General features: G+C 58.9%; 12 protein-coding genes and 1 pseudogene. 3 read left to right on the top strand and 10 right to left on the bottom strand.

What is annotated here, in order from left to right:
* The 8 genes and pseudogenes from Q0Z94_RS09825 to Q0Z94_RS09790 form a co-directional block, all read right to left on the bottom strand.
* Positions 1-305, bottom strand: a pseudogene (locus tag Q0Z94_RS09825) (hypothetical protein); the annotation flags it as partial.
* 935 nt (positions 306-1,240) lie between these two features.
* Complete coding sequence (locus Q0Z94_RS09820; protein WP_298069244.1) at positions 1,241-1,933, bottom strand: HAD hydrolase-like protein; 693 nt, start codon at positions 1,931-1,933, stop codon at positions 1,241-1,243.
* 28 nt (positions 1,934-1,961) lie between these two features.
* Positions 1,962-2,396 (bottom strand): zinc-ribbon domain-containing protein, encoded by a 435-nt coding sequence (locus Q0Z94_RS09815; RefSeq protein WP_298069242.1) that lies wholly within the window; start codon positions 2,394-2,396, stop codon positions 1,962-1,964.
* A 78-nt stretch (positions 2,397-2,474) separates the two neighbouring features.
* On the bottom strand, positions 2,475-3,317 hold the full coding sequence (locus Q0Z94_RS09810; protein ID WP_298069241.1) for a hypothetical protein: 843 nt from the start codon (positions 3,315-3,317) through the stop codon (positions 2,475-2,477).
* A gap of 91 nt (positions 3,318-3,408) precedes the next feature.
* On the bottom strand, positions 3,409-3,738 hold the full coding sequence (locus Q0Z94_RS09805; protein WP_298069239.1) for an IscA/HesB family protein: 330 nt from the start codon (positions 3,736-3,738) through the stop codon (positions 3,409-3,411).
* Positions 3,739-3,841: 103 nt separating this feature from the next.
* Complete coding sequence (locus tag Q0Z94_RS09800) at positions 3,842-4,156, bottom strand: IscA/HesB family protein (RefSeq protein WP_298069237.1); 315 nt, start codon at positions 4,154-4,156, stop codon at positions 3,842-3,844.
* Between the two features lie 112 nt (positions 4,157-4,268).
* The gene (metC, locus tag Q0Z94_RS09795) at positions 4,269-5,459 is read right to left on the bottom strand and encodes a cystathionine beta-lyase (RefSeq protein WP_298069235.1); all 1,191 of its coding nucleotides are present in this window, start codon (positions 5,457-5,459) and stop codon (positions 4,269-4,271) included.
* A 181-nt stretch (positions 5,460-5,640) separates the two neighbouring features.
* The gene (locus Q0Z94_RS09790; RefSeq protein ID WP_298069233.1) at positions 5,641-6,102 is read right to left on the bottom strand and encodes an EF-hand domain-containing protein; all 462 of its coding nucleotides are present in this window, start codon (positions 6,100-6,102) and stop codon (positions 5,641-5,643) included.
* Positions 6,103-6,330: 228 nt separating this feature from the next.
* Between Q0Z94_RS09790 and Q0Z94_RS09785 the strand changes: the two genes are divergently transcribed.
* Positions 6,331-6,789: a GNAT family N-acetyltransferase gene (locus Q0Z94_RS09785; protein ID WP_298069231.1), complete on the top strand. Its 459-nt coding sequence runs from the start codon at positions 6,331-6,333 to the stop codon at positions 6,787-6,789.
* 58 nt (positions 6,790-6,847) lie between these two features.
* The gene (gene tig / locus Q0Z94_RS09780) at positions 6,848-8,176 is read left to right on the top strand and encodes a trigger factor (RefSeq protein WP_298069229.1); all 1,329 of its coding nucleotides are present in this window, start codon (positions 6,848-6,850) and stop codon (positions 8,174-8,176) included.
* A 59-nt stretch (positions 8,177-8,235) separates the two neighbouring features.
* Here the strand turns inward: tig and Q0Z94_RS09775 are convergent, their stop codons facing one another.
* Positions 8,236-9,123, bottom strand: coding sequence for a lytic murein transglycosylase (locus Q0Z94_RS09775; protein ID WP_298069227.1), 888 nt, complete (start codon positions 9,121-9,123; stop codon positions 8,236-8,238).
* A 271-nt stretch (positions 9,124-9,394) separates the two neighbouring features.
* Here Q0Z94_RS09775 and Q0Z94_RS09770 point away from each other — a divergent pair, with 271 nt between their 5' ends.
* A complete protein-coding gene (locus Q0Z94_RS09770; RefSeq protein WP_298069225.1) occupies positions 9,395-9,934 on the top strand; it encodes a hypothetical protein in 540 nt (179 codons plus the stop codon).
* Positions 9,935-10,025: 91 nt separating this feature from the next.
* On the opposite strand, the gene Q0Z94_RS09765 is transcribed toward Q0Z94_RS09770, so the two are convergent.
* Positions 10,026-11,054 (bottom strand): branched-chain amino acid aminotransferase, encoded by a 1,029-nt coding sequence (locus tag Q0Z94_RS09765; RefSeq protein ID WP_298069246.1) that lies wholly within the window; start codon positions 11,052-11,054, stop codon positions 10,026-10,028.
* Positions 11,055-11,301 lie beyond the last annotated feature (247 nt).

Raw genomic sequence — 11,301 nt, 5'->3', positions numbered from 1 at the left:
ACGGCGCAGTTCAGCACATACTTGGCCAGCCAGAACTGACGGAAACAGGTGCTGTACGAAAGCCCGCTCTGTTCAAGAGCGTTGATCCATGCCAGAAGCGTGTCTGCGGTGATCTCGGGCAGCCGGTACGAGCCAAGATACGGCAGTACATGCCGTTCCAGGTTGCCCTGATCCACCTTCCAGCTCCGCTTGTTCTGCCGGACGAACGGCAGATAGCGCGCCTCGACAAAGTCGCAGAACAGCGGAGCCTCACTCCGTGTAATGTTCGATTCAGCGGCAAGAACGCCGCGTGTTTTGTGTGCCATAAGCCCATCCCGCCTGGAGAATGCCAACAATTCATTGACAGTTATAATGTCAATGAGCGCGGAATGAGCGTCAAAAATAGAGATAATACGTTGAATTTATAATATATTTTTTATGCCGAAAATAGCGCTGACTTTTTTCTGAGTACCTCTTGCCAAAAAAGACCTTTTAGCTTAGGAATAGCCAACAACTCATTGACATTATAACTGTCAATGAATCCTTGCGCGAGAACATCGTTTTTTTGTGCGAACTGCCGCCTGCCCAATCTCTCCCCCCTCATCAAAAAAATATTTTCCTTTCGCCGTCGTCAGGTTTTTTCGTCCGGCTTCGCACGCAAGTCCGAACTGCCCGGCCATTTTTTGTCTGTGTGGCGTGTGCGGGCAGAGCGTTCAGGCTTTAAAAAGCAGCCGAACGCCAGCACTCAGGAGCAATAATGTAGCAAAGCCCTTCAGGGCTTTGCGTCCTGCGCTTGGGAGGGGTTTGCATCCCCTCCCAAGCTACCGCCCCAAAGATACCCCGCCCTTCAGGGCGGGGTGAGGCTCTATCGGCCTAAAGGCCGAGGTCTCAAACCATAAAGGAAGTAAGATGAATGACAGGCAGAAAATCAGACTGCGGCAGGAGGCGGAGCTGCCGTGTTCTCACAGGGGAAAAATCACCTGCCTCGGAGGGGAAAACTTTTTAAAGGGCCAAGCTGAAGCGGAGCGTGCAGACGCCTGCGCCGGCACATGGCAGGAGACCATTTTGTATCAGATATTTTCTGGCTAATATTTTTGCGCTGGATATTTTTGAAGGAAGGGAAACACGCGGGCGGGGCAGGCGGCTCGTTGCAGAGGTGCTTCAGGCAGGGCCTGCACAGGTGAAGCGGAAACGGTACGCCAAAGAATTGGTTGATACTCTCCACCATTCTGGGGCGGGTGATGGTGTCAAAACCAGAAGCTCATGCAGGCAGAAGCGGAGAGGTGCCAGGCTCCATGATGGCGGCCAGTTCCGCAGCGTCGTTGACGATCCAGGCGGCTCCGGATGCCTCCAGTTCCTCCCGCGTGCCAAAGCCGTAGAGTACTCCCAAGGTGGGGATGCCATGCCTCGCCGCGCCCAGGACATCGAATTTCCTGTCGCCGATCATGACGGCGTTCCGGGAAGCGGAAGGCTCAAGGCAGCTCAGGGCATGGCCGAGTATCATGTCTTTTTCAACGCGGGTTTCGTCCAGGTCGCTTCCGGCGATGAGCAGAAAGTCGAGCGCCATACCGAAGTGTTCGAGGATGCGCCGGGCGTGGATTTCCGGCTTGGAGGTGACGAGAACCAGCTTGCGGCCCTGTCTGTTCCATGTGTGCAGAAGTTCGGGAATGCCCGGATAGGGGCGGTTTTCAAAAGCTCCCTTGTCCGCGTAGTATTCCTGAAACACGGCTACCGCCTCATAGGCTTTTTCCTTGCTGAAGCCATAGTGATCCATGAAGGAGCGATAGAGCGGCGGCCCGATGAAGCAGAGGAGCTTTGAGGCATCATTTTCGCGGATACCGAAGCGTTTCAGAGTATACATGACCCCGCGGGTAATGTCTTCCGAAGAATCCGTGAGCGTCCCGTCAAGGTCGAGAAAGAGGTATTCGGCGAGGGATGGATGGGCGATGGGCATAGCGCGTGAAGGCCTTGCGGAGCGGCTCTCAGGAGAACATCCAGGAGACCAGGCTCCAGCAGCAGAACCAGGAGAAAATTTGGAGGAGCAGGGGATTCAGCGGCCGCCCCATCATGATCGCCTGTATGTTGATGAGAAAGGTCAGAACACGAGCGATACCGGCAAAGACCAGAAAAACGATAAAGGCCGCCAGGGCGTGGTCGGCCTGACAGGCTATGGCGAAAGCCAGCGCCAGGGTCACGAAGCTCAGCTGGCAGGAAGGCAGGAGCGGGTTGTTGTCCGTGCTGGTAAACACCATGCGCCGGTAAAAGGTCTGGCGTTCTCCCTGGCGGGATTGTTCTTGCCGGGGCGAGTCCACAAGCTCAGCATCGATGACTTCGCGGGGATGGATGATGGTCTGTCCGCACTGCGGGCAGGCCGTGCTGCCGTCTGGAATGCTGGCGTGACAATTGGGGCAGTTCATGGACGGGTATCCTTTGCTGGAACGTGGCCGGGAAGCAAGTATTCCATCTGAATCCGCGCTTGGCAAGAGGGAAGGAGTTCAGAGAATACCCGAAAGGTCGGTTTCTCCGCAGGCGGTCAGGCGAACGGGACCGCCCGCCCAGACTTCCCAGGCTGTGCCGCGGCGTTCCATGCGGACGGAAAGGGCGCAGCCGCTGGGCTGAACGATGGAAAAACGCGTGGCGCCGCTGCGGGCGTGTTCGAAGAGCGCCGCAGCCAGCGTGCCTGAACCGCAGGCCGTTTCCCGGCATAACGTGTCCGTGTTCCGGACCCAGACCACGGGTGTGATGGAGAAGGCGCGCTCTCCGGCTGTCTCCCGGGCGCTGCCGAGCCAGATATGGCCTGCGGCTTCTTCCTGCGCCACGCCGCACTGTGCGCGCTGTTTGGCGCAGAGTGCCGCCAGCATCTCATCCCGTGGGAAGGCTCCCGCCTGGATAATGTGCGCGATGCCCGGGACACGGACGAGGAACAGATCCCCGCAGGGTTCCGGCACGGGGAGCTGCCTGAAGCGCAGGCAGGCTTCGGCAAAAGGCAGGGAACCTCCAGGGGCGGACTTGTCCGCTTCAAGCACGCGCACTGCCACGGTATCCGAAACGCCGGAGACTTCCACCTCTCCGGCAAGCGCCCCGTTTTCCTGCCGGAGCAGACCGGCACGGGCAAGGAGAAGCGCAAAGGCCCGCGTGGCGTTGAGGCAGAATTCTCCCCCCATCATGTCCAGACGCGGCGAGCCAGACAGCCGTATGTAGCCCGCCTGTTCCGCCCCGATATGCAGTGGAGACATGACGGCCCGGGCTGCCGCAGCGCGGTGCTGCGGAGGCACGTCCTCACTGCGTAAAAGAATGGTGGGGTTGCCGCCGGGAGTGAGCTTCCAGAAGGGTATCATGGCACGGAGACCTGGAGATGCGAGGTGGGGGGAGAAAAAGGCCGCGGAACTCTTCGGAGACCGCGACCTGAAAGCACAAAGAAGCGCCGTTTTAGTGGCAGCCGCCGCAGGAGCCGCTGCCGCAGCTCGTGCAGCCGCAGCCGCCGAAGCTGGGCAGAGGCTTTTCAGGCGTCACCAGGAAGCCCAGAGGGGAGACGTCGATTGTCGCACCTTCGATGGTGTCCCAGAGTTCCTTGTCGATACAGAAGGTGTATCCCGCGTCTTCCTGGGTCACATCGTCTTCGCGAACGTCATCGAGAGCGAGGCTGAGGCGCGGGCCGCTGCATCCGCCGGGAGCCAGATAGAGGCGGATGGACGATTTTTCCTTGTCGGCAAAGAAGGCGTCAAGTTCCTGACGCGCGTTTTCCGTAAGTGTGAACATGGAAGTTCTCCTTGGTCGAGGTTGAGGGGAGCAGCCGCTCTCCAAAAGCTCGGTTCATCAGGAGAACGGGCAGGACGGTGGAGCCGTCCTGCTGCCAGAGAGATCAGTGACCCCCGCAGGAACTGCCGCAGGAGCCGCAGCCGCTGCCGCCGAGAGGAATTGCGGAGTCTACAGTGAAGCCCATGTAGCTGACGTCGATCTTTACTTCGCCGACGCGCTCCAGGAGCGAATTTTCGATACAGAAGGTGAATCCGTTGACATCGAAGGCCTTGTCGTTTTCCGTAGGCTCATCCAGAGCCAGTGCGAGACGCGGGCCGCTTCAGCCGCCGGGGGCCAGATAGACGCGGATGCCGGACTTGGGCTTGTCAGCGAAAAACGCTTCGAGTTCCTGCCGGGCAGAATCGGAAAGATGGATCATAGAGGCTCTCCCTGAAAGTTTTGAGTAAACATAGGAACGCCAACCGCTTTTGTCAATGGAAGGAGGGAGTGTTCGCGTGAACTTTCCTGCGGCGGGCGGTTTACGCCGGTGTTCAGAGCGCTGCCCTGAGCCGCTCAAAGCCTGCCGCAAGGTCGGCGATGAGGTCGTCTGGATCCTCAAGGCCGATGGCGTAGCGGACAAGGGTACAGTTGTCTTCCGTCCAGACCGGTTCCCGGCGTCCTGCCTTTGTGCGCACCGGATGGCAGAGTTCCACAAGGCTTTCATAGCCGCCCCAGCTTGCGCCGATGTCAAAGAGCTGGTAGCCGTTCAGCATGGCGGCAACGGCCTTTTTTTCCATTTTCGGAAGGACGATGGAAAACAGGGAGCCGCCTCCCTGAAAATCCCGCGCCCACAGGTCGTGCCCGGGAGCACCTTCCAGAGGCGGGTAGAGTACCTGCCGCACTTCCGGCCGGCAGCTCAGCCAGCGGGCGATTTTCAGGGCGTGGGCAAACTGCCTTTCCATGCGTACACGCAGGGTGCGCAGTCCGCGCAGGGCCATGTAGCAGTCGTCAGGCGAGGCAATCTCTCCCATCTGCACACAGAACGCCCTGAGGCGCCTGTACAGCTCAGGCGTTCTTGCGGTCATAAGCCCCAGAACCAGGTCGGAATGGCCGGCGATGTACTTTGTGGCCGCTTCAATGCAGAGATCGACACCCACCTTCAGCGGCTTGAAGCAGAGCGGCCCGGCCCAGGTGTTGTCCATGAAGACGAGGGCAGCATGGCGGTGCGCCGCTTCAGCGATGGCCGGAATGTCCTGCATCTCGAAGGTGAGGGAGCCTGGTGCTTCGGTATAGACCACGCGGGTGTTCGCCCTGATGAGCGTCTCGAGGTCCGCACCGCTGGCAAGCGGGTCGTAGAAGCTGGTCTCAACGCCGAAGCGGGGAAGGACGGTTTCACAGAACATGCGCTGCGGGCCGTAGACCGAATCGGGCATAAGGACGTGGTCGCCCGCCCCGGCAAAGGCCAGAAGCGACAGCGTACACGCCGCCAGACCGGACGAGGCCGTTACCGTACCAGCGCCCTGTTCCAGCTGGTTGACGGCCTCGCACAGGGCGAAGGCGTTTTCCGTGCCCAGCGCCCCGTAGCACACGTTGGTGTACATGGCATCGCCGCGTTCGTTGGCCTCGTAGGCTTCGAGGCTGGGGGAACGGATGGTGGAAGCCCTGTGTACGGGCACATTGACCGGACTTCCCACAGACAGAGGCGCGCGCCCGGCATGAGTGAGAATGGTATCGTCCTTCATTAAACATTTCCTTGATTTTTGAAAGCTCTCCTTGAGGGAAAAAGGGGGAGAAACGGCGGAGCCGATGCAATTTTTTCCGTAACGCACCTGTCAGAGAGACCATCCGCGAAGACAATTCACGAGGGCCACCCGCGAGGGCCATCCGCACGACGTCTGCCTGCCGGCTGCGGATGGAAACAGGTTATTTCCCGGCGGGCGGCGTGATGAGCGGCAGGGCTTCGGATTCAGGAGAGGCAGCCGGAGCGGGAGGTGTGACCAGAGGCAGCGAAGCCCCGTCCCCTGCCGTTCCGCCTTCCCTGCTCATGGAGCCTTCCCGCATGGCCTTCATCATGCGTTCCATGTTTTGGGCCTGCATGGAGCCGCTGCGTTCACCGTGAAGCGAGGAGAATGCCTTCCATTCGTCAAGACTGATCGTTTCGTCATGGTCGGTGTCGATGCTCCGGAAGGCGTTTTCGTTGATATTGGGACGGGCTTTGGAAAACTCCTGCCAGGTGACGCTGCCGTTGCCATCGGCGTCCATGGCGGTGAAACGCTGTTCGGGAGTGGCAGCCTGTGCCGTTTTATCGCCCATCTGGGGCATGGCCTGCGCCGAAGCCGCCAACAAAGCGAGAGCAAGGGAGAGAAGGATCAGGGAAATACGCATGAAAGGCTCCTTGAAAAGGCGGAAAGTTTTGTCCAGCATGCCACGAGTGCCGTTTCTCCGCAAGCGCGCCCGCGCCCTATATCCTGTCCGCTCCGAAGAGCGACAGGGTGCCGTTTCTCCGCAAGCGCGCCCGCGCCTGTGGACAAAGCCGGAATCTCATCCCGGAAAGGGCTGGCCGCCTTGCTTTTCGTCCGCTTCTGTTACACTATCGCCTGCGGAGCATTGAGCATGATACGTTCTTTTTGTGCGGAAGATATGGACGCGGAAGATATGGATGCGGTGGTCCGGCTGTGGTTTGAAGCCTCCGTACAGTCGCATGACTTCATTCCGCTCGCCCACTGGGAGGCGGAAAAGGAGAACCTGCGCACCCTGTATCTGCCTTTGAGCGATGAAATCGTGGTGCATGTGGACGACGATTCAGGCGAAATTGACGCCTTTTTCGCCTTTGCCGGGGACTTTCTGGCGGCGCTTTTCGTCGCTCCTGCCGCACAGGGAAAGGGACTGGGAAGCCGGCTTCTTCACATTGCCAGACGTATGCACCCGGCCCTGACGCTGGCCGTGTATGCGGAGAACCGCAGAGCCGTGAATTTCTACCGGCAGAATGGCCTCACCGTCTATGCCAGGCGCACGGAGCGGAGTACCGGACACCGTGAACTGCTCATGAAAGCCACGAAAGAATTAAAGTGATACTTTAAGTTGTGCGGGCAACACTGCACGGCATCAAAGGAATCCGGGGGAGTTTGGGATGGAATACAGCATCGAAAAAAAGTCGCCGACCGTCGTGTCCGTGACGCTGTCCTATGCGGCGGGAGAAGTGAAGGAAGCCTTTGACCTGGCTGCCCGGCGCATTGCCAAAGGGATGCACCTTCCCGGCTTTCGGGTGGGCAAGATTCCCGTGAGCGTCATCAAGGGACGCTTTTCTGCGCGTGTGGCCGCCGATGCCACGGAGATTCTCGCCGACGACAGGCTCATGGAACTCTTAAAAAAAGAGGGTGTGCGCCCGCTTACGCCTTCACAGTACCGGGGTACGCCTGCCGTGGACGGACAGCCCTTTTCCTTCAGCACGTCCTTTGACACGCTGCCTGAAATCGAGCTGCCGGATCTGGAAACGCTTTCCGTGACGGTCGGCGATCCCTCGCCGGGGGAAGAGGTCCTGAACCTCATGCTGGATCAGGCGCTGCGGCGCTGCGCGGAGCTTGTGGAAGTGACGGATCGTACCCCGCAGGACCATGATTTGCTTACGGTGGACGTGCGTGGGACCGTGGACGGCAGGAGCCTGCCCGGTATGACGTCCGAGGATTTCCGGCTTCAGCTGCTTCCGGTTCCGCCCGGAGGGAAAGTCCCGGAAATGGATCCCATTGTCCGCGGCCTGCACGTTGGGGAAACGGGGCATGGCGTCATGATCTGCCCCGACAATTATCCCGATCCCACGGTTCGCGGGCGCGAGGTACAGCTTGAAGTGACGCTGCACCGGATACAGCAGGAGATTCTGCCGCCTCTGACTGATGAGACGGCAAAAAAACTGGGCTTTTCTTCATTTGACGCCCTGAAGCAGGAGGTGTGGCAGCAGGCGTTTTCCGCCCGTATGCGCCAGCTCCAGCGGGACGCCAAGCATCAGCTCATGGAAGCGGAGCTGGAGAAGCACGATTTTCCGCTCCCCGAAGGGCTGGTCTCACGCTTTTATCGGGAGCACCAGAAAGAGTGCGAGCATTACCTGCGCAAACAGCACGCGGATGAAGCGACGGCCAGGGAAATGCTGGAGCACATGCAGGGAGAATCCATGGCCTTTGCCCGCAAGAAGGCAAAGGGCTATACTTTCCTTCTGGCTCTTGCCGAGCGGGAAGGCATACAGGTGAGCGGCAAGGAAGCGGAAGACGCCGTGCGCGCCATGACCGTGGGGACGGGGCAGAAATACGAGGACATTCGCAAAACCGTCTGGGAAACGGGCATGATTACAGCCATGCAGGAACGCATGATCGCTGACAGGGCCTTGGAACACCTGTTTGCAAAAGCCCGCAAGATTATGGCCGGCTCCACGGCGCTCAAGCCCTTCTCCGAAGTGGCAAAGGCCTGACCAGGCGCCCCGGATTCTGGGGTATTATCCCCACGTCCACAGGCGCAGAGGAAGCGGGATTACGGCAGACGCTCTATGGTTCTGGCAAGTGCCAGAATCGTGCGGGCATAGATGTCCATGGCGTTGTAGCGGCGAAGCACCTTGCGCTGTGCGCTGACGCTGAGGCCCGGCTTCCAGCCGTGGCGCTGGAGATAGCAGCTTAGACTGGCAATGGCGTCCGGGGCCTGATAGAGGTCAATATGCCCATCGCCGTCGCCGTCCACGGCATAGCGGGAAATATTGCCGGGCATGAACTGGCACAGGCCGATAGCTCCGTAGACGGAGCCTTTCAGAGTGAGAGGGTCGAGAGCGTTTTCATAGCAGTAGGCCAGCAGAGCCTTGAGTTCGGTGTAAGCCCATTCCGCCTTCTGTTCCATCCTTTCCCTGATCCAGGGCAGGCGTTCGGAAGAGCCGGGGAGCGCGTCCAGATATTCGGGTATCCCGGCGGGGTCTTTCGTGACGGCCATGCTTGCGAGTGTGAAGAAGGCGTTGTGCTTCCCCACATAGGCGCCAAGGCGGGTTTCCACAAACAGAAGAGCCGCGCCTGTTTCGGGCGGAACGCCCCAGTGTGCCTCCGCGAGAGCGAAGGCACGTTCGTGTTCCGCGATAAATTTTTTGCAGAGCCTGGCGTTGGTCTGCGTGACCACCCCTTTGAACCACGGCCCCGGAATGCCCAGTTTTGTCTGAAAAAGCTGAGCTTTTTTGGTCGGATGAGCCTTGGACAGAAACTTGCCGGTGTACAGTTCGCGCACCTTGACGCCCATCGGCTCCGCTGATGGCGGGCTGGACAGTCCCGCGAAGAGAGCGGCGGTCTTCCCTGCGTCCAGCCCGTCCGCCATGAGCCGTTCAGCAAGCTGACGCCACGTCTTTTGCCAAGCGGGGAGCGTCTCGCCCACGGCAGTTGGCATGGGCGATGATTCTGGCTTTTGCTCTGAATGAGCAGAGCAGCCAGTCAGGGAAAGGACAAGGAGAGCGACCGAGGCAAAAGGCAGGAAGACTGGATGAAGCATGATCTATCCGAGAGGTAGGAGGCGGTTCAGAAAAGTGCTGAAACATTAAAGGTGGCGGAAAAGCGGCTGTCAAGGCTTCGGTGCGGACTTTTCCTGTGGCTCTTGTGCTGAACCTCCTTTTGTGTCAGGATAGAGGCAAAGGTCAGCCGCAGTGTGCTGGGGTTCTGCTATGAAGGTTTCCGCTTTTTTTGCCGTACTTCTGTGGGTATGCCTCGTTTCAGGCATGGCCTGTGCCGAAGAACAGCTTCCCGTTGTCGAGCGTTTCACCAGAGACGCCCGCGAGACTATCGACATCGGCGTGACGAACATTATGAAGGAAATGGATTCTCCCCGGCAGCTTGAGGAGACCATCGATCTGTTTGTGGACACCTGGCAGGACTGGGAACACTCCAAACTCTTCATTCTGAAGGACGATACGGATATCGACGTATACGGCAACCTGTACTCGCTCAGAGTGATGTGCCGGACACTCCTGCTGGCGGCGAAGGATTGGAACCGCATGGATCCGGGAAAGAAATCGGAAGCCCTCCTGGAAAAAGCCCTCTGGCTTGATGAGCAGAGCCGGCTGCTTGCTGCTCCTGTGGCCGAAATCCTTAAACGCCAGAGTTATAGCGAACTTCTCAAGCTCCGTATAGAGATCATGACGCGCGAATTTCCCTATGTGAAGACCCTGTATGATCACGCTCCCTTCCTGGGTGCGGCCGGTTGACGGGGGTGTCGTGCTGCGAATGAAAAAGGAAACGCCGAAGGGTAAGCCTCCGGCGTTTCTGGCTTCTGAAGAATTGAATTGAGCTTATGCCCTAGGCGATGTTTTTGATCCAGCCTTCAGGGGCTTCGATACGGCCCATCTGGATGCCGGTCAGGGTGTCATAGAGCTTTGTGAGTACCGGACCCATGGCGTCCATGCCGGAGGGTACGCAGATTTCCTCGCCGTGGTTCACAATTTTGCCCACGGGGGAGATGACCGCCGCGGTACCGCAGAGGCCGACTTCCGCGAAGGAGGCGACTTCGGTGAGGGGAACGGCGCGCTCTTCCACGGTCATGTTCAGGTAGTGCTGCGCTACATGGATGAGCGAGCGGCGGGTGATGGAGGGCAGAATGCTGTCGCTCCTGGGAGTGACGAGCTTCCCGTCCTTCGTGATGAAGATGAAGTTGGCTCCGCCCGTTTCTTCCACGTTGGTACGGGTGGCGGGGTCAAGGTACAGGTTTTCGGCGTAGCCCTGACGATGCGCATCCATGATGGGGTGCAGGCTCATGGCGTAGTTGAGTCCGGCCTTGATGTTGCCGGTGCCGTGCGGGGCTGCGCGGTCAAAGTCGCTCACGCGGATGGTGATGGGCTTCACGCCGCCCTTGAAGTAGGGACCAACGGGCGTGACAAGAATGCGGAACTGGTATTCGTCAGCGGGTTTGACGCCGATGACGGCGGAACTGGCGAACATATAGGGGCGGATATACAGGGTCGCGCCGGAACCGTAGGGAGGAACCCAGGCGCGGTTGGCGTAGACAGTCTGCACGACGGCTTCGATGAAGCGTTCCTTGGGAAAGACGGGCATTTCGAGGCGGAGGCAGGAACGTTCCATGCGTTCGGCATTGAGGTCGGGGCGGAAGCAGACGATATGGCCGTCTTCCGTGGTGTAGGCTTTGAGCCCCTCGAAGCAGGACTGGCTGTACTGGAGCACCCCGGCGCATTCAGTAATAATGACTCGGTCGTCATCCGTGAGAACGCCTTCATCCCAGGCTCCGCCCTTGAAATTGGCCACGAAGCGTTTGTCGGTCTTCATGTAGGCGAAGCTCAAATTGGCCCAGTCGAGATTTTTCTTTTCCATGATGATCTTCTCCTGACAGTTATGCTGGAAGCATACGTTAGGGACATGCGGCAGCCATCCATGCGGAAACCCTGAACTCTGCCGGAAGTATCTGCATGAAAAAGATGAGGCCGGGGCATATACCGTTCGTTAACATTGGCATTGTACGCGCCTGCCGTCAAGTGCGGAACGATGGAGAGACACTGACTTTTATAATGACAAATGTTTGAGATTATGCTATCCTTCAAAAAAAAACGGAGGGTACCGAGAT

Source organism: uncultured Mailhella sp. (genome assembly GCF_947631555.1).
Lineage (GTDB): Bacteria > Desulfobacterota > Desulfovibrionia > Desulfovibrionales > Desulfovibrionaceae > Mailhella.
This window is presented reverse-complemented; position numbering and strand designations above follow the sequence as displayed.

Excerpts from the sequence above, each read along its gene's own strand:
- Q0Z94_RS09820 (WP_298069244.1), bottom strand. The coding sequence starts at position 1,933 with ATGCCCATCGCCCATCCATCCCTCGCCGAATACCTCTTTCTCGACCTT.
- Q0Z94_RS09815 (WP_298069242.1), bottom strand. The coding sequence starts at position 2,396 with ATGAACTGCCCCAATTGTCACGCCAGCATTCCAGACGGCAGCACGGCC.
- Q0Z94_RS09810 (WP_298069241.1), bottom strand. The coding sequence starts at position 3,317 with ATGATACCCTTCTGGAAGCTCACTCCCGGCGGCAACCCCACCATTCTT.
- Q0Z94_RS09805 (WP_298069239.1), bottom strand. The coding sequence starts at position 3,738 with ATGTTCACACTTACGGAAAACGCGCGTCAGGAACTTGACGCCTTCTTT.
- metC (WP_298069235.1), bottom strand. The coding sequence starts at position 5,459 with ATGAAGGACGATACCATTCTCACTCATGCCGGGCGCGCGCCTCTGTCT.
- Q0Z94_RS09790 (WP_298069233.1), bottom strand. The coding sequence starts at position 6,102 with ATGCGTATTTCCCTGATCCTTCTCTCCCTTGCTCTCGCTTTGTTGGCG.
- Q0Z94_RS09785 (WP_298069231.1), top strand. The coding sequence starts at position 6,331 with ATGATACGTTCTTTTTGTGCGGAAGATATGGACGCGGAAGATATGGAT.
- tig (WP_298069229.1), top strand. The coding sequence starts at position 6,848 with ATGGAATACAGCATCGAAAAAAAGTCGCCGACCGTCGTGTCCGTGACG.
- Q0Z94_RS09775 (WP_298069227.1), bottom strand. The coding sequence starts at position 9,123 with ATGCCAACTGCCGTGGGCGAGACGCTCCCCGCTTGGCAAAAGACGTGG.
- Q0Z94_RS09770 (WP_298069225.1), top strand. The coding sequence starts at position 9,395 with ATGAAGGTTTCCGCTTTTTTTGCCGTACTTCTGTGGGTATGCCTCGTT.